The organism is Saccharothrix isguenensis (assembly GCF_052936305.1).
Genome location: NZ_CP193626.1, coordinates 5238638 through 5263344 on the forward strand (window position 1 = coordinate 5238638; position 24707 = coordinate 5263344).

General features: G+C 71.1%; 19 protein-coding genes. 11 read left to right on the top strand and 8 right to left on the bottom strand.

Annotated elements, in window-relative coordinates:
- The first annotated feature begins 15 nt into the window (after positions 1–15).
- Together ACRAKI_RS23275 and ACRAKI_RS23280 are read left to right on the top strand one after the other, a co-directional pair.
- On the top strand, positions 16–1686 hold the full coding sequence (locus ACRAKI_RS23275) for a class I adenylate-forming enzyme family protein (protein ID WP_447002623.1): 1671 nt from the start codon (positions 16–18) through the stop codon (positions 1684–1686).
- Positions 1683–2126, top strand: coding sequence for a hotdog fold thioesterase (locus ACRAKI_RS23280; protein ID WP_447002624.1), 444 nt, complete (start codon positions 1683–1685; stop codon positions 2124–2126). Before ACRAKI_RS23275 ends, ACRAKI_RS23280 begins: the two co-directional genes overlap by 4 nt.
- On the opposite strand, the gene ACRAKI_RS23285 is transcribed toward ACRAKI_RS23280, so the two are convergent.
- Positions 2127–2582, bottom strand: a complete 456-nt coding sequence (locus ACRAKI_RS23285) for an RrF2 family transcriptional regulator (protein WP_447002625.1) — start codon at positions 2580–2582, stop codon at positions 2127–2129.
- A gap of 103 nt (positions 2583–2685) precedes the next feature.
- Between ACRAKI_RS23285 and ACRAKI_RS23290 the strand changes: the two genes are divergently transcribed.
- The gene (locus ACRAKI_RS23290) at positions 2686–4137 is read left to right on the top strand and encodes an MFS transporter (RefSeq protein ID WP_447002626.1); all 1452 of its coding nucleotides are present in this window, start codon (positions 2686–2688) and stop codon (positions 4135–4137) included.
- 46 nt (positions 4138–4183) lie between these two features.
- On the opposite strand, the gene ACRAKI_RS23295 is transcribed toward ACRAKI_RS23290, so the two are convergent.
- The 6 genes from ACRAKI_RS23295 to ACRAKI_RS23320 form a co-directional block, all read right to left on the bottom strand.
- Entirely contained in the window at positions 4184–4816 is a 633-nt protein-coding gene (locus tag ACRAKI_RS23295) for a helix-turn-helix transcriptional regulator (RefSeq protein ID WP_447002627.1), read from the bottom strand.
- Positions 4817–5383: 567 nt separating this feature from the next.
- Positions 5384–6211, bottom strand: a complete 828-nt coding sequence (locus ACRAKI_RS23300; RefSeq protein WP_447002628.1) for a peptidoglycan DD-metalloendopeptidase family protein — start codon at positions 6209–6211, stop codon at positions 5384–5386.
- 107 nt (positions 6212–6318) lie between these two features.
- Positions 6319–6975: a hypothetical protein gene (locus ACRAKI_RS23305; RefSeq protein WP_447002629.1), complete on the bottom strand. Its 657-nt coding sequence runs from the start codon at positions 6973–6975 to the stop codon at positions 6319–6321.
- 153 nt (positions 6976–7128) lie between these two features.
- Positions 7129–7785 carry a response regulator gene (locus ACRAKI_RS23310; RefSeq protein WP_447002630.1) on the bottom strand — a complete coding sequence of 219 codons (657 nt, stop codon included), beginning with the start codon at positions 7783–7785 and terminating at the stop codon, positions 7129–7131.
- Complete coding sequence (locus ACRAKI_RS23315) at positions 7764–8867, bottom strand: hypothetical protein (RefSeq protein WP_447002631.1); 1104 nt, start codon at positions 8865–8867, stop codon at positions 7764–7766. The genes ACRAKI_RS23310 and ACRAKI_RS23315 overlap by 22 nt, the downstream gene beginning before the upstream one ends.
- Complete coding sequence (locus tag ACRAKI_RS23320; protein WP_447002632.1) at positions 8860–9951, bottom strand: sensor histidine kinase; 1092 nt, start codon at positions 9949–9951, stop codon at positions 8860–8862. The genes ACRAKI_RS23315 and ACRAKI_RS23320 overlap by 8 nt, the downstream gene beginning before the upstream one ends.
- A gap of 598 nt (positions 9952–10549) precedes the next feature.
- On the opposite strand from ACRAKI_RS23320, the gene ACRAKI_RS23325 reads away from it, so the two are divergent.
- The 7 genes from ACRAKI_RS23325 to ACRAKI_RS23355 all read left to right on the top strand — a co-directional run bounded on the left by ACRAKI_RS23325 (position 10550) and on the right by ACRAKI_RS23355 (position 22379).
- On the top strand, positions 10550–11878 hold the full coding sequence (locus ACRAKI_RS23325; RefSeq protein ID WP_447002633.1) for a pectate lyase: 1329 nt from the start codon (positions 10550–10552) through the stop codon (positions 11876–11878).
- A gap of 128 nt (positions 11879–12006) precedes the next feature.
- Positions 12007–12579, top strand: coding sequence for a YbaB/EbfC family nucleoid-associated protein (locus tag ACRAKI_RS23330; protein ID WP_447002634.1), 573 nt, complete (start codon positions 12007–12009; stop codon positions 12577–12579).
- Positions 12579–12905 (top strand): WXG100 family type VII secretion target, encoded by a 327-nt coding sequence (locus tag ACRAKI_RS23335; protein ID WP_447002635.1) that lies wholly within the window; start codon positions 12579–12581, stop codon positions 12903–12905. The genes ACRAKI_RS23330 and ACRAKI_RS23335 overlap by 1 nt, the downstream gene beginning before the upstream one ends.
- A 60-nt stretch (positions 12906–12965) precedes the next feature.
- Positions 12966–18488 (top strand): WXG100-like domain-containing protein, encoded by a 5523-nt coding sequence (locus ACRAKI_RS23340; RefSeq protein WP_447002636.1) that lies wholly within the window; start codon positions 12966–12968, stop codon positions 18486–18488.
- Positions 18488–18919, top strand: a complete 432-nt coding sequence (locus tag ACRAKI_RS23345; protein ID WP_447002637.1) for a hypothetical protein — start codon at positions 18488–18490, stop codon at positions 18917–18919. The genes ACRAKI_RS23340 and ACRAKI_RS23345 overlap by 1 nt, the downstream gene beginning before the upstream one ends.
- Positions 18920–18942: 23 nt before the next feature.
- Positions 18943–21093 carry an ADP-ribosylglycohydrolase family protein gene (locus tag ACRAKI_RS23350; protein ID WP_447002638.1) on the top strand — a complete coding sequence of 717 codons (2151 nt, stop codon included), beginning with the start codon at positions 18943–18945 and terminating at the stop codon, positions 21091–21093.
- A gap of 2 nt (positions 21094–21095) precedes the next feature.
- Positions 21096–22379 (top strand): ADP-ribosylglycohydrolase family protein, encoded by a 1284-nt coding sequence (locus tag ACRAKI_RS23355; RefSeq protein WP_447002639.1) that lies wholly within the window; start codon positions 21096–21098, stop codon positions 22377–22379.
- A gap of 100 nt (positions 22380–22479) precedes the next feature.
- On the opposite strand, the gene ACRAKI_RS23360 is transcribed toward ACRAKI_RS23355, so the two are convergent.
- Positions 22480–22989 carry a hypothetical protein gene (locus ACRAKI_RS23360; RefSeq protein WP_447002640.1) on the bottom strand — a complete coding sequence of 170 codons (510 nt, stop codon included), beginning with the start codon at positions 22987–22989 and terminating at the stop codon, positions 22480–22482.
- 215 nt (positions 22990–23204) lie between these two features.
- On the opposite strand from ACRAKI_RS23360, the gene ACRAKI_RS23365 reads away from it, so the two are divergent.
- Positions 23205–24623, top strand: a complete 1419-nt coding sequence (locus ACRAKI_RS23365; protein WP_447002641.1) for a DUF2330 domain-containing protein — start codon at positions 23205–23207, stop codon at positions 24621–24623.
- Positions 24624–24707 lie beyond the last annotated feature (84 nt).

Genomic DNA, 24707 nt, shown 5'->3' on the forward strand with positions numbered 1-24707 from the left:
CCGAGTCACCGCACGATGATCGACCCTCGGCTGCGCACCGAGCTCGCGGAGCGCACTGATTTCGGGGGTGGGAACGCGTGGCGCGTCGCGCTGGAAACGAGCCCTTCGCCCGACGCGACGCTCGTCCGCACGGACCGGCCGCTGGTGGACCAGGACGGACGTGACCGCACGGAGTTCAGCATCCGCGCGCTGGTCGACCTCGCCGACGCGTGGTCGGCGTGGTACCTGGCGCAGGGTGTCGGCCCGCGCGACCGGGTCGTGGTCTGGTTGGACGACTCGTTCGAGGACCAGGTGCACCTGGCCGCGTTGGCCCAGATCGGCGCGATCGGTGTGCTGATCAACGGCCGGATGCCGGCGGACCTGGCGCTGGGGCTGATGCGCCGCACCGCGCCGGTGGGCGTCTACACCGACGAGCGGCACCGACCGGTGGTGGACGGCAGCGACGGTCGACTGCCCGACGTGCGGTGGGTGCGCACCCGTGCCGAGATCGGCGCGCTGACCGCCACCCTGCCGGAGTCCGCCCGCTACGCCCACGGTGACGACGACCCGGTGGTCATCTGCCACACCTCGGGCACCACCGGCAACCCCAAGCCGGTGATCTGGGCGCACCGGCAGAGCGTGGCCGGCGTGCAGTACCGACTGGCCAACCACCCCGAGCCGGACGACGCCGTGATGCTCTCGGCCGCACCGCACTCGCACTCGGGCGCCATCGCGTTCACGCTCTACGTGCTGCTGGCCGGTGTGCCGCTGGTGGCGATCTCCGACATCACCGGCGAGGGCCTGGCACGCGGTATCGCGGAGCACCGCCCGACGGCCGTGCTGTCGTTCAACCAGACGCTGGTGGAGTTGCTGGACACCGATCCCGACCCGGCCGACCTGGCCTCGGTGGCGGTGTGGGTGAGCATCGGCGACTCGGCGCACGACGCGCACAACCGGGCGCTGATCCGGTTCGGCAGCCACGTGGTCGACGGCGAACGCGTGCCCGGCTCCATCGTGGACGACGGCCTCGGTTCGTCGGAACTGGGCTGGGCCGCGCTGCGGCACGTCGTCACCGCCGACACCCCGCCCGACCCTCGGCACCTCGGCACCGTCGTGCCGATCGCGGAGGTCGCGGTGCTGCGCCCGGACGGCACCGAGGCCGACGCCGACGAGGTGGGCCTGCTCGGCGTGCGCAGCCCGTCGCTGGCGCACGGCTACTGGAACGACTCCGACACTACCTACCGCAGCCAGTTGGCGGGCTACTTCCTGTCCGGTGACCTGGTGTACCGGACGGCGGACGGCGACTTCTACCAGGTGGACCGCGCGGTGGACGCGATCCGCACGGAGCGCGGTGACGGCTACTCCATCCTGATGGAGGAGGTCCTGCTGCTGAACCTGCCGGAGATCGTCGACTGCGCGGTGGTCGCGGGGCGGCACGAGGGCGCGACGGTGCCGGTGGCCGTGGTGCGCCCGCGTGACGGCGGCGGCCCGACCGACCTCCTGCCGCGGGTGAACAAGATCCTGCGGGAGGCGCGTCAGCCGGAGGTGGCGGTGCTGGAGGTCGCGCAGTCCGAGGACGACATCCCGCTGGGTGCGACCGGCAAGATCCTCAAGCGGCGGATGCGGGACAAGTACGCGGACCTGGGGACGTACCTGGCGACCCGCACGGCCGCGACGACCGCGACGACGCTGGGCGACCTGTCATGATCACGACGATTGGACCGAACTGCATGGACGTGGCCGACGAGGTCAACCGGGCCGGGGCGACGACCCTCGCCGAACGGCTGGGCATCCGCTTCCTGACCGCGTCCGCCGAACTCGTGGTGGCGACCATGCCGGTGGCGGGCAACACGCAACTGCACGGGATGCTGCACGGCGGCGCGTCGGTGGCGCTGGCGGAGTCGTTGGGGTCGATCGGCGCCGCGCTGCACGCCGGCGAAGGCCGGATGGCGCTGGGCGTGGACGTCAACGCCACCCACCACCGCGCCGTCCGCGGCGGCATCGTCACCGGAACCGCGAAGCCGCTGCTGCTGGGCCGGTCGATCGCGACCTACGAGGTGGTGATCCACGACGAGGAGGGCGCCCGCGTGTGCACCGCCCGGATCACCTGCGCGATCCAGCACAAGGGCCGCAGACCACGCCACTGATCACGGGCGGGAGCGGGCGAGGGCGCCTTCGGGCAGCCGTTCCAGGAGGTCCGCGACCGTGACCCCGCGCAGCGAGTCCCGCCACGCCTGGTGGGCCGCGGTCATCACGGAGTTGACGGTGCACGGCGTGGTGCACAGTTCCGGTGGAGCGGCGCCGCGTCCGCGCCTGCGGATCTCCTGGCAGGTGAACGGCGGCGCGGTGCCCTCCACCGCCTCCACGACGTCCAGCGCCGTGATGTCCGCGGCCGGACGGGCGAGCCGGAACCCGCCGTTGGGGCCCGAAGTGGACTGCAGGATGCCCGCCCGCACCATCGAGTGCAGGTGTTTGACCAGGTAAGCCTCGGGCAGGTCGTACTCGGCGGCCAGCTTCTGCCGCGACACCGGCGGACCGTCCGGCGTCACCGCCAGCAGCACGGCGCAGTGCAGGCCCCATTCGACACCACGGGAGAGCTTCACGGTGACAGCTTAACCGCCCTATCGTGGACATTGAATGTCTTCTATAGTCGGCGCGTCGAAGATCCTCCGCCCGGCTCGGTCCGGGCCATCGTGAAGGAGCGTCATGACCAAAGCGGTCTCCCAGGGGCCTGCGGAGGTGACCGAGTCCCGGGGCAGCTACGCGGTGATGCTCGTCGTGCTGCTGTCGGCGACGTTCATCGTGCAGTTCGACTTCTTCGTGGTGAACGTGGCGGCCCCGTCGCTCGGCACGGACCTGCGGGCGAGTGCCGCGGCCCTGGAGCTCATCGTCGGCGGCTACGCGTTCGCCTACGCCAGCGGCATGATCACCGGTGGCCGGCTCGGCGACCTCCACGGCCACCGCAAGCTGTTCGTGATCGGCGTCATCGCCTTCACGGTCACCTCGCTGCTGTGCGGCATCACGGTCACCGCCGAGCAGTTGGTGCTGGCCCGGCTGGCCCAGGGCCTGGCGGGCGCGCTGATGGTGCCGCAGGTGCTCGCCGTGATCACCTCCGACTTCCCGGCCGAAGCCCGTGGCCGAGCGTTCGCGGGCTACGGCATGGCCGCGGGCCTGGGTTCGATCGCCGGGCAGGTGCTCGGCGGCGCGATGGTGCAGGCCGACGTGGCCGGGCTCGGCTGGCGGCTGATCTTCCTGATCAACGTGCCGATCGGCATCGTGACGGCGATCGTCGCGGCCAAGGTGCTGCCCGAGAAGAGGAGCAACCCGCAGACCGGGCTGGACCCGCTCGGCGCGATCGGGCTGTCGGCGGCCTTGGCGCTGCTGCTGGTGCCGTTGGGCATGGGCCACAGCGCGGGCTGGCCCGCCTGGACGTGGATCTGCATGGTGCTGGCCGTTCCGGTGGCAGCGGCGACGCTGCGCTGGGAGCAGCTGCTCGGCCGTCGCGGCAAGAGCCCGATGCTGGACCTGGCGCTGTTCCGGGTGTCGTCGTTCCGCGCGGGGCTCATCGCCGGTGTCGCGTTCAACATGTACTTCGGCAGCCTGATGTTCACCCTCACGTTGTTGTTGCAGTCGGGCCTCAACCTCAGCCCGTTCATGGCGGGTGTGGTGTTCTCGCCGATGGGCGTGTTCTTCTCGCTCAGCGCCATGTACGGCGGCAAGCTCACCGCCCGGTACGGGATGAACTCCTTGGTGTGGGGCAGTTTGGTGACAGCGGCAGGGCTCGTGCTGCTGGCCGTGGGCCTCAACGTGTCCGGAGCGGACATCGGCCTGGGGTGGCTGCTCTTCTGCCTCGCACTGGTCGGCCTCGGCAACGGCGCGGTGCTGCCGTCGCTCATGGGCGCCTCGCTGATCAAGGTGCAGCCGCAGGCCGCCGGTGTGGCGTCCGGTGTGCTCACGACCTCGCAGCAGTTCGCCATCTCCGGCGGCGTCGCGGTGATCGGCGCGCTCTACTTCAGCCTGATCGGCGACCGGACCGGCGGCGCCGTCCACGCCTCGGCCATGCAGTGGGCGTTGTGGATCAACCTGGCGCTGGTGTTCGCGGTGATCGGCATGGTGCTGGTGCTGAAGCGGATCGAGAAGGAGGCGCAGGCTTCCTGAAGGGCGGACCCCGGTCCAGCGGCGCGCACCGCTGGACCGGGGTCTTTCACGTCCCGACGATCCCCGTCCGCACCGCGTACGCCGCGGCCTCGGCCCGGTTGCGGACCTGCAACTTGCGGTACGTGTTCTTCAGGTGCCACTTGATGTTGTCCGACGTGCAGCACAGGGTGCGCGCGATCTCGGAGTTGAGCGCCCCGTCGCACACCTGCTCCAGGATGTCCCGTTCGATGGGTGTCAGCATCGGGTCCGGGTGGGCCGACCTGGACAGGAACCGCACCAGGCCGCTGCCCAGTCGCGGCGGCAACCAGCTGCCGCCGCGGTGGGTCTCCACCACGGCCAGCGCCACCTCGTTCACGTCGTCGGCCGAGGCGAAGCCCCGCACACCGACCCTGGCGGCGGCGTAGACCTGGTCGTCCCCCATTCTTTCCGCCGCCAGCACGACTTTCGCATTGGCGCCGATCACCAAGCGGAGCACCGGATCGGTGACGTCCGACTCGGCCATGAGCACCACCACCACGTCGCATTTCGCGCGGCGCAGGTCGGCGAGCCGGACGGAAGTCCCCGACCTGCCCGTCAAACGGAGCACGACCCGCAACCCGGACCGCTCGGCCAAGTCGTCCGCCAGGTCGTCGCCCGATTCGGAATCCGTGCACACCACAGCTGTTCGAATGTCACGCATGTCCGCCAGCCCTCGAGTCACTCCGCCGTGGACGACCGCCGGTGTTCCGCCAGCCGTCCGGCATCACAGTGCTGCCCAGTTCACAAACCGTTAAAGGATGTAACCTGATCTTGACCACGAATGGCATCCGCCATCTGCCGCAGGATACGGGCATCCCACCGCAGCACATGACGATCCGTGATCGACCTGGTAGTCCATTCGATTTATGTCGCACCCCGGGGACCACGACAGCGGCGCGGTGATCAACACACAGTAATGGAAAGGAATGTGAGCAAACCCCTGGACGGAGTAGCCCGGACGAAACACGAGCGCTTCAGCTTCCCGAAACACGTGACAATACAATCCGGTATCCCGAACGCGTTTCCGGATGACCGTAGCCATCCGGCCGCGTCCCGCTCCACCGTTTATCCCACCGGGCAGGGCATCCCGCCGCCATGCCGATCCCTGGACCGATCCGGGCACCGGACCCTCGGCCGCCACCGGCCGGAACCCGACTGTTCACGACGACCCGGTGGACGAATTCACCAATTAACAGCTCATCGCCGGGTGCTTGTGCGAATCACGGCATCAGTCGTACTTGTCCTGGTTCAGGAACCGGGCGAAGCCGCGCCACGAGTTCGCCCCCATCACGCCGTCGATCGGGCCCGTGTAACCCCACCGTGCGGCCAACCGCTGCACGGCCGCCCACGTGTTGGTGCCGGGCACCCCGTCGATCGGGCCCGTGTAGCCGTACGCCCGCATGGCCCGCTGCAACGCCGCGTAGGTGCTCGCGCCCGGCACACCGTCGATCGGGCCGGTGTACCCCTGCTCGATCCGCAGCCAGTTCTGCGCGCGCTTCCACAGGACCGTGCCGGGGATGCCGTCCTGCTCCGTGGTGGTCTTCGGCAGGCCCGTGCCGCCGCCCATGAACGTCAGCGGGTTGATCCGCGTGCCGCTCGGGTTGATCATGTGCCAGTGCAGGTGCGGGCCGGTGGACGAACCGGAGCCCGGTGCGCCCGCCGCGCCGCCGGAGAGTCCGACGACCGCGCCCATGCCCACCCGGGTGCCGTTGGCGAGCAGGAACTGCGACAGGTGCAGGTACTGGGTGCGGTAGCCGTTGTCGTGCTGGATGGTGACGGTGTGACCGCCCGTGCCGTTGTACGGGATGTTGGTCACCACGCCGCCACCCGCCGCCGGCAGTCGCGTGCCGACCGACATGCCGTAGTCGATGCCGCCGAGCGAGCCCCTGTTCAGGTGGTCCTGCCAGGTCCCGGTGATCCGGTAGGCGCTGAACGGGTTGTAGAACCCGGCCGGGGCCGCCCCGGCCGAGCCCGCCCCCACGCCGAACGCGGTGACGACACCGACCCCCACCGTTCCGTGCAACAACGCCCGCCTGCTGATCCCGTCGTCGGCCATTGATCGACTCCCACGTTCGAGGGGTGTGTGAGCCGAGCGTCAGGGACGGCGCGGACCGGCGACAGGGTGCGTTCGACCGACGGCCGTTCGGGTGGACCCCCGCGGGGTCACTTCTTCCAGGTGATCGGAGACTTGAGGTAGTCGTCGCCCTTGTCGTACGTCGCGCCCGAGACGCCGGCCCCTTCACGGGCGCCTTGCAGGACGCAGGTCTCGTACGTCGCCCCGGCGGTGGTGAAGTCCTTGCCGGCCGAGTTCGAGTCGCACTGGGCCGTCTTACCGCTGATGATCACGCCGGTCGACTTGCCGTCCATGCCGATCGCCCGCATGCTCACCGACGTGTGGGCCAGGTCCGTGCCGCCGACGTTCTCCACGGAAACCCTGATGTAGTAAGGCGTGATGCCCTTGGCCTTCTCGCCGAACGCGGCCAGGTCGGCGTTGTCGCCCTGGTCGATCGCGGTGACGACGAGCGCGATCGTGCCTTCCTTGTCGGTGCCGTACTTGTACGGCACGACCGCGCGCTCGCCGACCTTGAGGGTCGAGCCGGGCGCGGTGATGTCCCCGGCGGGGGCGTTCGTCGGCGTCGCGGCGCTCGACTTGGTGCTGGACTTGGGCGTCGACTTGGACGTCGTCCCGGTCGACTCCTCGGTCGAGGCAGTTGCGGTGGAGGCGGGTGCGGCGGTGCCGGCGGTGCTCCCACCGCAGGCCGAGAGCAGCAGGGCGACCGCGCCCACGGCAGTGATCAGTGCGCCATTGACGTGCAGCATGGCCGCACCCTATCCGCTGTCCGGCCGGTGCACTGTGGTCCGTTCGTACCACAGTGGTCACGATTCGCCCGGTGGCCGCGGAACATCAGGTGGCCGCGGAACATCAGGTGGCCGCGGACAGTCCGGGCGATCACGGACAGTCCACGTAGGTGGTCACAGGTCGTCAAGGTGGACCAGGCCGTCCTGGATCGCGCGCGCCACCAGGGCGGCCTTCGTCGGCGCCTCACGACCGCTCATCGCGTACTTGACCCGGATACGCTCCAGGTGGGAGTTCACGGTGCTCAACGAGATCCCCAACTGCTGCGCCACGAAGTCCTTGGACTCCGATTGGAACCACTGGACCAGCACCTCGGTCTCCCGCGCCGACAACGCCGGCCGGTGGGCGGAGCGGTCGCCGGCGAGCGCGCCCGCCAAGGCCGGTGGCGTGTACGGCACACCGGCCGCCGCCGCCCTCGTGGCCTGGAGGATGTGCTCGGCGCCTTCCGCCTTCGTCAGGTAGCACAACGCGCCCAACTCCAGGCACTGCAACGCGATCTCGTCGTCGGCGCGCATCGAGTAGACGACGACCCTCCGTCCCGCTTGGACCAACCGGCGCAGGTCGCCCAGTGCCGGGTTCGGTCCGCTCAGGTGGAGGTCGAGGATGACGACGTCGGCCTCCGCCCCGTCACCGACCCACGCGACGCGGACGTCCTCCCCCGCGGCGGCCACCCGGATGGGCGGAGTGCCGGACGACAACCAGTGGGCCACCCCGGCCCGCACCGCCGGGTGGTCGTCCACGACCACGGCACTCAGCTGCTGGTCCGCCGCCACCTGGCCTCCATTCGCACGTGCCCACCATAGGTGCCGCAGTCGACCTCGACCCTCGGCGACGAGGCGGCGGCCACCTCGGCGGCGGCGTCCGTGACCACGGCGACCCGCACCTCTTCGTCGGTGCGCAACACGCTCACCCGTGCGCGCGCCCGCGCCGCCGACAACGCGGTGACGACCGGGCCGGTGAGTTCACGGCGGACGTCCGCCGGCACCGGCGTGGACGTGCCGCTGACCGCCAGGGACACCTCGACACCGCGCCGCTCGGCCACGTCGACGCACGCCGCGACCTCGTGCACCAGCGGGTCGGGGACGTCGTCGTTCTCGGCGAACAACCGGCGGAGCTGGGTCGCCGCGAGCGCGGACCGCCGCCGGGTCTCGTCGTCGCGGGGGTCGAGCACGCCGTCGGCCATGTCCGCCAACAACGGCAGCGTCACGCCCAACTGCCCGGCGAAGATGTCGCGCTGCCCCTGTTCCCACTGCTCGGCCATCGCCACCCTGGTCACCATCCGGTCCCGCTCGGCGGCCACCTCCATCGCCTGGCGGGTGCTGCGGCGCAGCAGCTCGGTGATCATCAGGACCGCCAGCTGGACGCTGACTGTGCCCAGCGCGACCGCCCCCGCAGCGCCGACCTCCGTCCGTTCCGGCATTCCCGCCACCAGGAACTGGGCGACGCTCGCCGCCATGTGCGCGGCCAACGCGGTGAGCAGCACCGCGACCCGGTCGAGCAGGAGCAGCATCAGGTGCCACCCCACCAGGCCGAACGACCAGTGGGGTGGGTGGAAGAACCCGTCCGGTGGCAGAGCGGCGGCGACTCCGACCGAGGCGACCAGCACCACCACCGTGCCGACCACCGCAACGACCGGCGGCAACGGCTTCCGGCGCACCACCCACGCGCCGCAGGTGGCGGTGACGGCAGCCAGTGCGGTGAACGCGGCCACGGCGACCCACTCCGGCCGGTACTGGGGCGCGTGCCCGACCAGCGGCCCCAGGCACAGCCCGAACTGCACCACGCCGACGATGCTGAGCAGCGCGATCCGCATCGTGGCGTGCACGTGGCCGGCGGCGGCGCGGTTCTCACCCACCGGGCCACTCCAGTCGCACGGACGTCCCCGCACCGGGACGCGAGGTGACGGTAGCGGTGCCACCGACGCCGGTCATCCGTTCGACCACGGACCCGCGGATGCCACGGCGGAAGTGCGGGACTTCGTCGAGGTGGAACCCCAGACCGGCGTCCCGCACCTCCACGACGACGCGCTCGCCGTCACCGTGGACGCTGAGCGCCGCGTTCCGCACGCCCGCGTGCCGCTCGACGTTGGCCAGCGCCTCGCGCACCGCGCGCACCAGCGCGAGTGCCACCGACGCGGGAACCACCGATCCGGTCCGCCAACGGGCGTGGACGGTCAGCGGGCTGCGCTCCACGACGGCACGCAGCGAGGCGGTCAGGTCGACCGGGCTGTCCTGGGGCGTGGGGCCGCCCGAGGAACCCGTGAGCACGGCCAGGTCGCGCTGCGCGTACTCGGCGACCTGCGCCGGATCGGTGTCACGACCGTGCACGGCGACGAGGAGGAAGGTCGCGGAGGCCGTGTCGTGCAGCAGCGCGAGGTACTCCCGTTCCCGCCGATGCCGTTCCAACGCCACCGCCTCGGCCCGTTCCAGCGCCGCCCGGCGTTCCCGCAACACGTCCACCCGCTTGCTCGACCGCCGCATCAGCACGAAAGCCAGGCGCGTCAGGCCGACCTCGACCACCAGCCGCAGGACGGTCGCGCTCCCGTCACCGAAGCCGACCACCGCGAGGTCGACCGCGAGCAGCCCGGCCGTGGCCGGCAGCGCGATCCTCGGCGGCCATTCCCACTGGAAGGTGATCGCCGTCGTGGTGAGCGCGTGGAGCGCCCACTGGTGGGGAGGTCCGCCGGTCCACTCCTGGGTCGCGCAGATCGCCGCGACCCGCGCCACCGCGAACGCGAGCGCCAGTGGCCTCGCCCGCCCGGAAGCCCCGACCCAGCAGTCCACCACGGCTCCGACCACCACCAGCCCGAGCAAGGCGAACCCGAGCGGCAGGGCGTCACCGGGCACCGCCAGGAGCCCGAACACGCTGATCAGCACCAGTCCGACCCCGCGCACCGGTGCGGCGAACCTGCGTGCGGTAGCCAGGAACTCGGCCTCCACGCCACCCCGTGGTGAACGCGGCGGCACCGGGCTCTTCGGCCGGCGCCATGCCGACAGTCGCACCACAGGTCCGCGAGCGGTGCCGACAACCACGCGTGAACCCTAACAACGCAGGACGGCCCGGGTGGTCGGCTCGCGGCGACGGCGTCGAACTCGAACGGCGTTCCGGGCAGGGCGGGGTGGCGACGCCGAGGAGGGCCTGCGACCCGACGTCCGCCGCTGCCGACCGGAATGCGGACACCGGAGCCCCATTTGTTCACGAGTGTGATCAGCACCCTTCGATTCTGTTCACAAGTATGACTGCCCCATTGATCCGGTAGCAGGTTGATGATCGGCTCGAATGCCTCCCACCTCGGTGTTCGATCGCATTCGACACTTACCTCGGCGGGCGCGGGAAAACCGTTGTTGACCAGCCACTTCCGCACCATCTAACATCCGCAGGAAAGCGATTTCCACCACAACGACGTGAGGAAGCGCCCTGGACGCACGGTATTGGCCATCGCGCGCCGGCGGATTCTTGCCCCACCGGCTTCCGTCGCGCGTGAATAGTCGCCGATGCCAGTTCCGACGTCCGGGCGAGTCAGAAGCGGAGTAGTCGATGAGCATTCAACCTCCAACCACGCGGGCCGCACGGCCGCGCGGCGCGCGATGGCGGGCGGGCTTGGCCGCCGCGGCGGGTGTGACGGCCGTGGCCGCCACGCTCGTCGTCTGGCCGATCACGTCCGCCTCGGCGGCGATCGGCGCGGGCACCTACACCGTGAAGAACGCGGGCAGCGGGCACTGCCTGGACGTTCCCGGTGCGACTTCCGCCGCGGGCGTGCAGCTCCAGCAAGCGGCGTGCGGCACGGCGAGCAGCCAGCAGTGGAAGCTCACGGCGGTGAGCGGCGGGTACCGGATCAGCTCGGTCGCCACGGGCCTGTGCGTCGGCGTGCAGGACTCGTCGACGTCGGCGGGCAAGGCGGTCCAGCAGGCCGCGTGCACCGGCGTCGCCGGCCAGACCTGGACGTTGACCGCGAGCGGCAGCAACTACCGCGTGGTCGACACCAACGGCGGCAAGTGCATGAACCTCAAGGACAACTCCACCTCCGTCGGCGCGGTGGTGCAGACCAACTCCTGCGACAGCGTCGCCACCAAGCAGTGGACGTTCACCCCGGTGAGCGGCGGACCGACGTCGACGTCCACCGCGACGTCCACGTCCACGTCGACCACCACTCGGACGACCACGACGACCACGTCCCCCGGTGGTGGCGGTGACGGCAGCGGCCCGTGGCCCGGCGACACCGGCAGCGTGCACCAGACCACCACCCGCAACGTCGGCACCTACTTCGACGGCGGCATGAAGCGCTACTACGGCATCGGCGACGGCGGCCAGGGCGAAGGCCAGGACCCCATGTTCGTCGTCGCCAACGGCGGCACCATCCAGAACCTCCTCATCGACGCCCCCGCCGGCGACGGCATCCACTGCGAAGGCTCCTGCACCATCCGCAACGTCTGGTGGAACGACGTCGGCGAGGACGCGGCGACGTTCAAGTCCTCCAGCTCCTCCGCCACCTACCTCGTCGACGGCGGCGGCGCCAAGTCCGGCACCGACAAGGTCTTCCAGCACAACGGCGCCGGCACCGTCACCATCCGCAACTTCCAGGTCCACGGCTCCGGCAAGCTCTACCGCGCCTGCGGCAACTGCTCCACGTCGTACCAGCGGCACGTCGTCATGGACGGCGTCACCGCCCGCAGCACCAAGGTGCTCGCCGGCATCAACACCAACTGGGGCGACACCGCCCGCTTCTCCCGCATCACCGTCTACGGCAGCACCGTCATCTGCGAGAAGTACCAAGGCGTCCCCAAGGGCTCCGAACCGAAGAAGATCGGCGAAGGCGCGGACGGCAGGAACTGCTTCTACTCACCGTCCGACATCACCCAGCGCTAGTGGACGATCGGTGGATCCGGGGTCGGGGCCGCGGCCCCGACCCCGGATCCACCGATCGTCCACGGACGTGCCGCCCGAAGCGCTATGGTCCTGATCAACACCACGTGCGATCAGGGGGGATCCTGGCGATGTCGGGCGACGATCGAGCGCGCCTCGAAGCGCGCAACGCCGCCATGAAGGAACAGGTCAACGGCCTGTTGGACACCTTCAACCGGCAGGCCGAGATGCTGCGCGACGCTCAGGCCGCGGCTGCGCGGACCACCGCGTCGCTGACGTCCAAGGACGGGTTGGTCCGGGCCTCGGTCGACTCCAGCGGCGTGCTCACGCACTTGGAGTTCGCGCCGTCCGCGTTCGAGCGGTCCACCCCCGAGGCGCTGGCCAGGTCCGTGCTCCAGCTCGCCCGTGACGGCGCGAGCCAGGTGAAGCAGCAGGTGAACGACCTGATGTCCCCGCTCACCGAGGGACTGCCCGACTTGTCCGACCTGGTCGAGGGCGCGCCCTCCCTGTCGGCGCTGCTCCCCCGGTTCGACGCGCCCCCACCGCCGCCGGTCACGCCGGACGACGGCTCGTTCGAGGACCGCAGCGCGCTCGCCGCCCGGACCGAGCCGGCACCGCCGCCTCCTCCGACTGCCGCACGCAGGCGCACCGCGTCGTCCGATGACGACGACCAACCCCACACCTGGCTCAAGGGGAGCTACTGATGGGCGCGGGCGGCGCGGGCGGCTTCGGCATCAACCCGGAGGCCGCGACCACCGCCGCGTCCGACCTCGCTTCGGCGGCGGACCAGTTGGAAGCCGCCGGCAGCGCGCTCGCCAACGCCCTCTCCGCCGCCGGCGCGTGCTGGGGTGGCGACGAGTCCGGCCAGGAGTTCGCCAAGGACTACGTGCCCGGTTCGGAGGGCGCGGTGCAGGCGTTCACGTCGTTGGTGGAAGGGCTGCGCGGGATGCGCGGCAGCGTGGTCGACGCGATGACGACGTACCGGGCCGTCGAGGACGCGCACGCCGAGACGTTCACGCGCGGGATCTGAACGGCGATGCAGACCGGTTCGGGGCCGAAGACGGCGTGGCGGGGGTAACGCTCAGTGGGCATGGAGATACCCGACGAGGTCAAGTGGCTGCTGCCGATCGTGGTCGGCGAGAGCTGGCCGGAGGGCGACGAGGACAAGCTCCGCGAGCTGCGTGACGCCTGGCACCGTGCGGCGGGGGCGATTCCGCAGGTCGGCTCGACCGCCGACCGGGGTGCGACGTCGATCATCGGTGAGTGGACCGGGGACAGCGCCGAGGCGTTCGAGGCGGCTTGGGGCAAGTACGTCGACGGGGACGAGGCGTACTTCACGTCGCTCACCGAGGCGTGCCAGGCCCTGGGGGACTCGTGCGACGCGACGGCGCTCGACGTCGAGTACACCAAGTACATGATCATCGCGTCGCTGATCATGCTGGCGATCTCGATCGCGGCCATGATCGCTTCGGCGGTGGTGACGTTCGGCGCGTCGACCGCCGGCATCGTGCCCGCGCAGATCGCGACGCGCATGACCGTGCAGATGATCTTCCGGCAGCTGTTGCAGAAGCTGATGCAGCAGGGGTTCAAGAAGGTCGCGCAGCAGGTGTTGCAGCGGGTGCTGCGGGAGGTCGCGACGAACGTGGCCACCGGGGTGGCGCTGGATGCCGGTATCCAGGCCGTGCAGGTGGCCAGTGGGGACCGGAAGTCGTGGGACTGGGGCAAGACCGGGGACGCCGCCGTCGGTGGTGCGGTGGAGGGCGTGGTCGGCGCCGCGTCGAACGCCGTGCCGGCGGGTGCGACCAGGGGGATGACCGACAGCGTCGGTGGTCAGGTTGCCGACGGTGCCGTGCGTGCGGCGACGCGTGGTGCGGTGGAGGGCGCGGTCACCACCGTTGGCGAGGCGGCGGTGACGGGTGAGCTGGACCAGCTGTCGGCGAAGGACGTGCTGATGGGCGCGTCCGGCGGGGCGGTCGATCGGGGTGTGAGCGGGGCGACCGATTCCCTCGGTGCGGTCAGGGATCTGAACGCCGACACTCCGGCCTCCCCCGGTGCGGGCCGTTCCACTCCGGACACGGGTCCTGGTCCGTCGCGGTCCGGTGGCGGTGTGGACGACCTGCCGGGTCGGGAGGCGTCGACCCGGACTTCGGGCTTGTCACCGAGCGTCACGGACCGGACGGACGGCGCTTCGCTCGGCGGGCAGGCCGGTGCGGGTCAGGCCGGTGCCGGTCAGGCCGGCGCGGGTCAGGCCGGTGCCGGTCAGGCCGGCGCGGGTCAGGCCGGAAGTCAGACGTCCAGCCAATCCCCCGCCTCCGCCCCGGCGTCCCAGGCGTGGGTACCGCCCGGCGGGACAAGCCCTTCCGGCGCAACGCCGCCCAGCAGCACCACACCGTCCAGCAGCAGCACCGCTGCGAGCCAAACCTCCACCCAACACCCGGCCGCCCAACACACCGCCGGTTCCCCACCACCGGGCAGCGCAAGCCAGCCCACACCCTCTGCCGCGCCTGGCCAAGGATCACCCGCGCCAACCGGGACCAGTCCCGGCAGCGCCGCCACACCTGGCAGCGCCACCAACTCCACCGCCGCACCCAGCACCGGCACCAGTCCAGGCACCGCCACCAGCCCAAGCTCCACCACGGGCACGGGCACGGGCTCCAACTCCAGCACCGCCGCCGGCACGGGCACGGGCACGGGTTCCAGCCCAGCAACCTCCACCGGCGGTTACGGGAGGGCACCCGCACCAGGCGGCGGGCACGGCACGGCTCCCCCTTCCCCCGGTGGTTTCGGCCCCCAGCCGGGCGGCTACCCCGTCGACCCCGGCCGCCGGCATCCGCCCCACGGCAACGTTTTCGCCGCAGGAACCACCGGCCCCCAGTTCCCGCCGCGTTTCGACACCCCACCTCCGCCACGCCACGACGCCCCACCCATCCCGCAGCAGCACAGCGCCCCTCCACCGCCGATGCCCGGACATCAGCCCGGCGGCACACCTCCGCGTTCCTTCAACCAGGGACCGCCGTCACGCGGACCGCAAGGCACACCGCCACCACGCGGCCCGGTCCCACCACCACAGCGCAGCCCGCACGGCTCGCCACCACCTCACGGCGCTCCGCCACCCCGCGCCGACATGCCACCAACCGGCCGCCCCACGCCGCCGCCCTACACACCAGCACCGCCGCCGCCACGGACCCCGATGCCGCCTCCCGCGCGGCCGATGGGTCCTCCGCCGCCACACCGCCCACCCATCGGTCGCGCGCCGATGCCCCCACAGGGCTACGCACCGAACGCCCCTCATCCCCAAGGCCCGCCACCCCAGCGCCACCCTGGGCCTCAACCGGCCTTCCCACCACCCAACGCACCCCGACCACAAGGCCCACCCCCGCCCGGCCCGAGCAGGCCGCCTGCCGGCACGCGTCCAGCCGGCCAGCCGAACCCGACTCACACTCCCGAGCCGCCCAGCCCGCCCAAGACCTGGGCTCCCGCGCCGGTCACGCCGCCCGACTCTGCGCGCGCCCCCGAGCCGTCGACCCCACCCGAGCCCTCGCGCGACCCCGAACGCGCACCAGCCGCACCACACCGGAACCCGACGCCCGCCCCCGAACCGACGCCGGACCAAGCGCACCCCAAGCCACCGGCAGACCAAACGATCGACACCGAACCACCCCGCACCGAACCGGACAGCGCCGAACCGACCAGCGCGAACCTCGACCGTGCCCGACTAGATCCTGCCGAGCGGAACCACACCTACCCCGACCGCACCGGCAACGACCCCGTCGACACAGGTGCCGTTGACACGGACCCCGTCGATCCGGATCCCGTCGATGCAGGCCCTGTTGACGCGGCCCCCGCCGCCGACCCGGTCGACACGGACCCCGGCCAGTCGGACCCCGGCCAGGCGGATCGCGTCGACACCGATCTCGGCGAGGACTACCTGTTCGACCCGGACCACCGCGCCACCGTCGCCGACACCGCCGCGATCGCCGCCGGTATCTCCAGCGACGCCCGCCGCCTCCAGATCACCCGAGACGCGCTCGCGCACCGGGACGCCTCGAAGTCGCTCTCCCGCCTGTCCGACGAAGGCGCGATCGCGCTGCACGCCTACACCGGCCACGACCTGTTCGCCTCGACCAACACCGCGCAACGACTGGGCCCCGACGGCAAGCTCGCGGACGACAAGCCCGTCGACTTCCAGCGCGCCCGGCACCAGGTACGGGCGATCGTCTCGGCGATCAACGAGTTGGACCCGATCGAAGCCGAGCTGGTGCGCGGCATCGACGTGATGGGCAGCCCGGTCCTCGCCAAGATGATCGCGGACCAGTACGTGCCCGGCCGCACGACCGTCGAGCCGACCGTCGTCAGCGCCTCGATCAAGGAGTCGCCGGACTTCGTGTCCAAGTTCGGCGACGACGTCGAGATCCACATCCAGGCCAAGACGGCCCGTGACATCCACGAGCTGTCGCAGAACAAGGACGAGCGCGAAGCGGTCTCCAAGCCGGCCACCCAGTGGTACACCCACGCCAAGGAGACCTTGGAGGTCCGGCAGGGCGAGCACGTCAAGCAGAAGACGATCATCCGGGTCGAGGAGGTCCTGCCCGGCGACCCCCGCTACCTCGACCGGACCGCGGCGGAGCAGGAGATCGCCGACCGGCGTGCCGCGAACAACGCCAACGCGAAGACCTTCGACGCGCTGATCAAGGAAGCGATCAGAGAGCGGCTGGAGGGTCGCAAGTCCGACCAGCCCGAACGGTCGAAGCCCGCCGAGAGCACCATCACCACCCGACTCGGCGGCGGCAACAGCAGCAGCTACGCGGGCGCGGACCCGATGCTCGACGGCGGACCGCTCGACGTCGACACGACCGGCAGCCACGACTGGTCACCGCTGTCCCGAGCCACCAACCCGCCCTCCGAGCCCGCGATCCACGCCGACACCGCCAACGCGAACCAGTCGGCCAAGTACGTCGCCGAGCGACACCCGCACCTCGCCGGCGTCAACCCGCGCTTCCACGAGGCGGACGCCTTCGAGCAGGGGTACCAGACCAACTGCACGCGTGGTGTCGTGGCGAGTGCGCTGCGGCAGTCGGGCATCGACACCGAAGCCGGACCGCTGCGTCCCGACCAGATGGAGTCCCTGGGCACCCTGGACCACGTCCAGGAGCAGCTGGGCGGAGAGTGGCGGTCGCACAACGACTACGACGACGTCATCCGCGCGATGCGAGACCTGCCAGTGGAGTCGCGCGCCGTGATCGCGGTCAAGTACATCGGGCCGGACGGCGTCGAGTACGGCCACGTGGCGGAAGTCGTGCACACGCGCGAGGGCGTCGCGTTCGTGGACCCGCAGACCAACTCGCTGATGAGCCTGCCCCACCCACCGGTGAAGCTGGACCTGCTCCCCTACGACCTGGCCGAAGTAGCCGACCGCCAAGCACCACGCGCCGACACCGAGGCGTCCACGAAGGACACGACGGCCGCCGGTGACACCGGCTACGGCGCAGCGGAGCCGAACCAGCGAAGCGACGACCGCCCACCCCCGACCCGCGAGGAAATCGGCCGCTACCTCCAGGAGCCGCGCGTCCAGGAAGCCATGCGGCTGGCCGATGCCATCAGCCAACGCGACCCGGACTCCCGGATCGCGGTCGACGGCCGGAAACTGCACATCGGCGAAGCCATCGCCGCCCTCCTGCCGCGCCATCCCGAGATGGCCGCGCTCCTGCGCGACGTCCCGTTCCTGGAGAACTCGCTCCTCGCCCGACCTCAGACGTTGGCCAACCTCCTGAGGCACCCGCAGGCGATCGAGGTGCTGGACGACTGCGTCCGGGAGGTCCGCGAGCACGAGGACGGCCCGGAAGTCCTCGCCGACCACTACGACGCGGAACCGGCCCCAGGCCCCGCGCTACTCACGCCCGAACAAGCGGAACTGTCCGAACGTGCCCAGAATCTCGCCGACGACAGTCCCGCTTCGCACCGGGTGCAACCCGACTTCATCATTGCGAACCAGGACACCGGTTATCTGGCCCAGTACCTCGAAGGACTCTACCGCGACTGGTCAGTCAAACAAGGGCAGTTGCACGCGCTTGCTGACGAGGTCGCCACGGCGACGGGAGGCGAAGCCTTCTCCCGGAAGACCGAGAAGAGCAGGGTCCGGGCGATGGACAAGATCGCCGGGTACAAGGGTGACGCGGCCAAGCTGGTCGACCTGGTCGGGTCCAAGATCCAGTACAGCACTGTCGCCGATGCCTACAAAGGCTTGAGAATCTTGCTGGACAAAGTGGAACAGGACGACTCCAAAATCAGCGTCGTCGACTTCGACGACCGGTTCCTCACTCCGCAGAAGAGCGGTTACCGCGATCTCCAGTTCAACGTGCGCCTCCAACTGGCAGACGGCACGTCCCACGTGGCGGAACTCCGACTGCACTTGAAGGCGATCGACGACGTCGCTGATTTCGAGCACGCGCTGTTCGAGGTCCGCCGGGACTTCAAAGCACTCGCCAAGGAGCAGGGCCGTACGATGACGCCGGAGGAACGTGCGCTGACCGGGTCGATCCTGGCCAGGGAGCAGGAGTTGTTCGGTGAAGCGTTCAGGCAGGGGCGGGGAACCGTCCAGGATGGTGATCGGTAATGGTGCAAACCCCAGCCTACTTCAAGTACTACGGATCCACCTTCGTCCTCGACACCGACCCCGAAGGCAACTGGATCGGCCACCTGCTCAACACCGAAACCGGTGAATTCGAACTGGACAACAGGCCGATAGTCGAGGTGCTACTGGCCACTTCGACCAGCGATGTCACGGTGATCGACCGGGAGAGGTTCATCTGGCGGACAGAGGAGGAGCGAGGTCGACTCCGTGGGGACGGGCCGGTCTTCGCACTCTACGAGACGATCGACGCCATGTACGAACAAAAGGAACGGGAAGGCCGCAAGGCGTTCACCCCCGAAGAACGCGCATTGATCAGATCCATCCGACGCCGCACGTTCACGATGTGGGAAGACGAAGCCGCCCGACGCGCAGCGGGTGAACCGCCGACGTTCACCGTCGAGCGGTCGCGATGACGACAGGGAAGGGTTGAGCAGGGGTGGAGACCGCGGAGGCGGTGGCCAAGGTCGAGGAGTGGCTCCGGGCGGTCCACGGGGCGCGAGGGCTGCGGGTCGATTACGGGAAGGTGCGCCGGGTGCCCGAAGGGTGGTCGGTTCCCTACAACTCCGTGGCCTACCTCGACGGGGGCGATGCGGGCAAGGAGATCTTCCCCCCGCCACGGCTGATCGTGCGCGAGCCGGACGGGCAGTTGCGTGAGGCGAGCCCTCGGCCCGGCGGGCTGAGCGTCCCCGCCCGCACTCCCGGCGAGGGGTACTGGGCCGAAATCGTCGATCCCGAGTTCGCGGCGTCCGGTCTGGGCTACCTCGGTGTGCCGGGGAGGGCGCTCGGCGGCTGGAAGTGGATCGAGCCCGATGGCACGCCGACCACCCGGGAAAGCGCCAACAAGAACTACCGCGCCGGTCCGATGCGGATGGGCTTCCTCCCCCCGGCCAACCAGCTGGAGTGGATGCTGCTGTTCGCCGCCGTCGGCTGGATGGACGACGACCGGCTGCTCACCGGCCTCACCCAGGCGGAAGTCCTCGTCCCCCACACCGGCCTGGTCGGCAAGCGGACCTCGGACTGGTACCCCGTCTACACCTCCACGCAGCACCTCCCCGAGGACACCACCCAGTGGCGGCGGGTCGATCTCGCGAGCCTCGTGGCGAGCCTCCCCGAGCCGACCACGCTGACCTTCACCAGCCCCGCCGGGACGACGGACGTGTCCACGGCCGACCTGGCAACCGCGCTGCGGGAGTTCCCCCGCCTGCGTCCCCCCGTCGACGTGGCGGAGGCGAGGTTCGAGGTCGGCGAGGAGACCGCCCGTCTCACCGCGGACATGGCGGCGAAGCTGGGACTCCGCTCCCCCGCCGACATCCCGGTGCACGAGGCCCGCTACGCCCGCGCGAACGGCTTCGAGCTCACCGACGACGAGATCCGCCGAACCGTCGTCGGGAAGTCCTGGGAACAGCTGGTCCACGAGACCGGCGACCCGCAGCGATGGCCCGCCGAAGCCGACTACGCCGCCAACGGCCTCCAACCCGTCTACAGCGACGACGGCCGGATCACCCCGCAGGTCAACGCGTTCGGCAAGTACTGCGTTCACGCACCGACAGGCTTCAAGTACGGCTACGGGCGCGTGACGGGCGCGATCGTCGGCTTCGCGCTGGGCGAGGCACTGGGCCAGGCGGTGGACGCCCTCAGCTGGGACGAGATCCAGGCCCGCTTCGGACCGCACGGCGTCGGCGACCTGGTCTCCGGCGAGATCGGCTCGCTCACCCAACGCCTGCTGTTCCTCGTCGAAAGCGTGATCCGCAGCCACCACAACCGCCCACCGGACGGGGAGGCGATCCTCGCCGACGCCGCCACCGGTGGCCTGCTGCGCTGGCTGCACACCCAGGGCGACACGGTTCCGCGCGAGATCGACGGGTGGCTCGTCAGGGTCGCCGGCCTCTACGCCGACCGGCTGCCCGATCCCGACGAACTGGCCGCCATCCGCGACCTGGCCCTGGGCCGAGCGGGAACGGGCTCCGGTCCGGCCGCGCTGCTCGCCGCACTCCCGGCCGCGCTCACCGAAGGCGGTCCCGGCACCGGGCTCGCACAAGGCCCGAGGACGGCCGCACGCGTCATCGCCGGCCTGACGACGCAGTCCGAAGAGGACATCGCCGCCACCGAGTACCTGACGGGCGTCTTCCGGATCGTCCTGGACAAGAAGGCCAACCCGACACCGCTGTGGCTGGCGGGCCGCGACGTCCAGGTGGAGGGCGTGGACGTGGTGTCGGCGCTCCCCAACTACAACAAGTTCGGCCTGGTGGACGCCTTCAACCCCGAAGAGATGGGCGCCGGGCGCGACACGACCACCGTGCTGCGGCAGGCGTTCTCTGCGGTCGCCGGGCACGAGAACCCCAGGGCGGACAGAGCGTTGTTGCGCGCGGTCAACCACTCCGGGCGCAGCGCGTTCACCGGTGCGGTGGCGGGTGCGCTGCTCGGTGCGCGCGTCGGCATCCCCGGCCTGCCCGCTGCGTGGCTGGAGCGGTTGGAGCTGCGCTACCTGGTGGAGAACCTGGCCACCGACGCCTTCCGGCACTTCAACCGCGCCTCGCCGCTCAGCGGCGGCACCGGCGACTGGACGACGAGATACCCCAGGACGTGAGCATGTCAGGCGATTTCCTGTCCGATGCCGACCTCGCGGTGCTGGCGGACCTGGTGCGCCGGCAGCACGCGGCCGACGCCCAACCGGCACGGCCACCGCGCGACGTGCTGCGGGTCGAGCTGCACATCGGGATCGACGAGGCGGGCCGCAAGTTCATCACGCGCGCGCCCGCACCCGCCGGTCCGGACGCGTTCCTACCGGTGGTGTCCGGAGTGGACCCGAGGCGCTGGCGGGGCTGCGTGCTGGCCGGCGCCGTGGCGGACGCGCTGGGCGCACCGATCGAGTCCAAGCCGATGGACCAGATCCGGGAGCTCGCCGGGCCGCTCGGCGTGACGGGCATGATCCCGGCCTACGACGGCGTCGGGCGGATCACCGACGACACGCAGATGACGTTGTTCACCCTGGAAGCGGTCATCCGCGCGCACGCCCGACAGCGGCGTGACGGCAACGGTGACGTCGTCCGCTCACTCCGGATGGCGTACCAGCGCTGGCTGCACACCCAGGGCACGGCGTGGGCGAGGGCACGCGGCCCTCAGCACACCTCGGAGTCACCCGACGGGTGGCTGGTGGGCGTGCGCGGGCTGTTCAAGCGGCGCGCGCCCGGGGCGACGTGCTTCTTCACGCTCCAGGACTACGGGCTCACCGGCCGCGCCGGCACGGTCGCGCAACCGGTCAACGACTCCAAGGGCTGCGGCGGCGTGATGCGGGCGGCCCCGATCGCGCTGTGGTCGCCGGACCCGGCGGTGGTGTTCGAGGTCGCCGCCGCCTCCGCCGCCATCACGCACGGCCACCCGAGCGGCTACCTGTCGGCCGGTGTGCTCGCCGTGCTGGTGCACCAGTTGCTGCGTGGCGTGCCGCTGCGGCCGGCCCTCGACGCCGCCCGGACCCACCTGGTCCGCTGGGACGGCCACGAGGAGACGTCGGCCGCCCTCGACGCCGCCGTGGCGCTGGACGGTCCGCCGACCCCGGAGAAGGTCGCCTCGCTCGGCAACGGCGCGGTCGGCGAGTCGGCGCTGGCGATCGCGGTCTACGCGGCGTTGACGACCGACACGCTGAACGCGGCACTGCTGGCGTCGATCAACCACGACGGCGACAGCGACTCGACCGGCGCCGTGTGCGGCAACATCGTCGGCGCCCTCTACGGCGAGGACGCCATCGACCCGACGTGGTTGGCGCAGCTCGAACTGCGTGACGTCATCGAACGGCTGACCGACGACGCCACCGCCGAGTTCGGCCCGAACGCCCCTGCGCACGACGACTGGCACGCCCGCTACCCCGGCGACTGAGGCGGATCGGGCCGCCGCCCTGCCCGAGCCGCTGCGGGGAGTTCGACCGGCACGTGCGGTGTTGGTTGCTCCCGGCCGGGTCGTCCGCGTGAACCGCTGATCACCCGGGCCGGCTCGTCGCGAGCACCCGGCGGCAGAGGGCGGCGAGTTCACGACCTCCCGGCACGCCCTGCACGGCGTCGAGGACCGCCGGCACCGCGTCGAGGCAACCCAGCGCCGCCCGCGCGAAGAGGGCGTTCGCCAGGTCCAGGTCCTCGTAGACCTCGTCTTCGCGGTCCTCGGCGAGCAACGCGGTGATCTCGCCCTCCACGTCCCGCTCCGGCAGGGCCATCACCTCCAGCTCGGCCCGGCTCTCCGGGTGGCACGCCTCGGCCACGACCTCGGCCAGGAACGCGAGCAGCTCGGCGCGCAGCCAGTCCGGCACGCGGTCGTCCGCCAGCAGCCCCGCCACGTGCACGACCACTTGCGGCGTGGCGAGCCAGGGCGTGCTCTGGTGGATGATCGCCGAGTTGAGGTGCCGCACCGCGGCTTTCCGGGCGTCGGTGTCGCCGTGGACGAGAGCGGCGAGGTGGTCGGGCGTGTCGGTGGCGGGACCGTAGGCGTGCAACACGGTGACCTCGGCTCCGTCCTCGCTCAGCCCCCGTGGCCGAGTCGCTCCCGAGCCTACGATCCGGCCGTCCCGGATCGGCGGGCGCCTGAAGCCCGGGGTGCGCGGACGCCGGAGAGACGACATCCGCGCACCGGAGGGGGAACAGGTCAACTCGCGGAGCAGGAGGCGCCAGCGCGCCGTTGTAGGCCGCGTTCCGGGCCGTCACGGTGGATCCGGTGCTGGTGACCGTGGGCGGGATCGTCCTCGACGGGCTGGTCGCGCGCCACGAGTTCCTGCACTGGACCGACGTCGTCGACCCGCAGAAGGTGCTGCTCACGGGCGACGGGCTGCCGCTGTACGAGGTGGCGTCGAGGCTCGTGCACGACCGCATCGAGGACACCTACGAGGACGACCCGGACCTGATCGAGCTGGACGTGCAGCCGTTCGACTTCAGCGAGTGGGCGCGGTCCGGCGCGGCGCTCGCGGTCAAGGCCACGATCACCGGGTCCATCCGCGACCAGCCCCATCCCCACCCCTCGACGCGTCGGACGCCGTTGACGTCCCTCGAATGGCGGAACCCGGACACCGGTGACCGCGTCGGACGGATCATGGCAATCAGTCGGGTGGCGTCCCGGATGGCGGTCGTGGCGGCGCTCGCCGCCACGATGGTGGCAGTCGACCCGGCGATGTCCGGCGCGTGCGCCTGCGGGGCGTTCGTCGCGAACGAGAAGCTGTCCGCGCAGCAGGAGACCGCGCTGGTGGAGCTGACCGGTCGCACGGAGTCGATCACCCTCTCGGTGCAGGCGCACTCCGAGGCGACCCAGGCGGCGTTCCTGATGCCGGTGCCCGCCCGCGCCCGGTTCGAGGTGGCAGACGGGGAGCTGTTCACCGAACTCGACCGGATCAGCCGCCCGGACGTCGAGGTGCGGACCGTGACGGTCTACGGCGACGGCGCGGGCAGCGCACCCGGGTCCGAGGGCGCCACCGTCGTCGACCACGTCGAGGTCGGGCCGTACGAGGTCGCCCAGCTCGCCGGGACCGACGCCACCTCCGTGACGCAGTGGTTGGGGGACCACGACTTCACCCTGCCCACCGCCCTCGAAGGCGCGCTCTCGCCGTACCTCGCGGAGGGCTGGCTCGTCGTCGCCGTCCGCCTGGCCCCGACCTCCGGCAGCCTGGCCGAAGGGCTGCCGCCGATGCGGCTGGCGTTCGAGACCGACACCCCGGTCTACCCGATGCGCCTGTCCGCCACGGCCGAGACCCGGCAGCCGCTGCGGCTGTACGTGCTGGCCGACCACCGGGTGGACGTCAGCAACCCGGCGCCCGAGGGCAGCGCGCCCGAGCTGGCGTTCGCGGGTGAGGTGAAGCCGGACCCGCGGTACCCGGCGCTGTCCGCCGCGTTGACCGGTTCGCGTTTCCTGACCCGCTACGACGCCGAGTTCCGGCCGGAGGAGATCACCGACGACATCCGCATCACCCGCGCCGCCACCGACGACCACCACCGCGCGGTCGTGACCGTCGTGAAGGCCGTCCACTCGGTGTGGCCGTTCCGGGAAGCGCCGTGGATCCTGCTGGCCCTGGTCCTGGTCGTCAGCGCCTTCCTGATCACCCGCGGGGTCCGGTCCCGCCGCTCGCGCGTCTCGGCCGAGGCCTGACGCTCACCGCACGACCAACCCCCGATGGTTCACCCTGGCCGCAGCCACCGTGTGCGGTCGTCGTACGGGAGGGGGAAGAGTGCC

Excerpts from the sequence above, each read along its gene's own strand:
- ACRAKI_RS23275 (WP_447002623.1), top strand. The coding sequence starts at position 16 with ATGATCGACCCTCGGCTGCGCACCGAGCTCGCGGAGCGCACTGATTTC.
- ACRAKI_RS23280 (WP_447002624.1), top strand. The coding sequence starts at position 1,683 with ATGATCACGACGATTGGACCGAACTGCATGGACGTGGCCGACGAGGTC.
- ACRAKI_RS23290 (WP_447002626.1), top strand. The coding sequence starts at position 2,686 with ATGACCAAAGCGGTCTCCCAGGGGCCTGCGGAGGTGACCGAGTCCCGG.
- ACRAKI_RS23295 (WP_447002627.1), bottom strand. The coding sequence starts at position 4,816 with ATGCGTGACATTCGAACAGCTGTGGTGTGCACGGATTCCGAATCGGGC.
- ACRAKI_RS23300 (WP_447002628.1), bottom strand. The coding sequence starts at position 6,211 with ATGGCCGACGACGGGATCAGCAGGCGGGCGTTGTTGCACGGAACGGTG.
- ACRAKI_RS23305 (WP_447002629.1), bottom strand. The coding sequence starts at position 6,975 with ATGCTGCACGTCAATGGCGCACTGATCACTGCCGTGGGCGCGGTCGCC.
- ACRAKI_RS23325 (WP_447002633.1), top strand. The coding sequence starts at position 10,550 with ATGAGCATTCAACCTCCAACCACGCGGGCCGCACGGCCGCGCGGCGCG.
- ACRAKI_RS23330 (WP_447002634.1), top strand. The coding sequence starts at position 12,007 with ATGTCGGGCGACGATCGAGCGCGCCTCGAAGCGCGCAACGCCGCCATG.
- ACRAKI_RS23335 (WP_447002635.1), top strand. The coding sequence starts at position 12,579 with ATGGGCGCGGGCGGCGCGGGCGGCTTCGGCATCAACCCGGAGGCCGCG.
- ACRAKI_RS23340 (WP_447002636.1), top strand. The coding sequence starts at position 12,966 with ATGGAGATACCCGACGAGGTCAAGTGGCTGCTGCCGATCGTGGTCGGC.
- ACRAKI_RS23345 (WP_447002637.1), top strand. The coding sequence starts at position 18,488 with ATGGTGCAAACCCCAGCCTACTTCAAGTACTACGGATCCACCTTCGTC.
- ACRAKI_RS23355 (WP_447002639.1), top strand. The coding sequence starts at position 21,096 with ATGTCAGGCGATTTCCTGTCCGATGCCGACCTCGCGGTGCTGGCGGAC.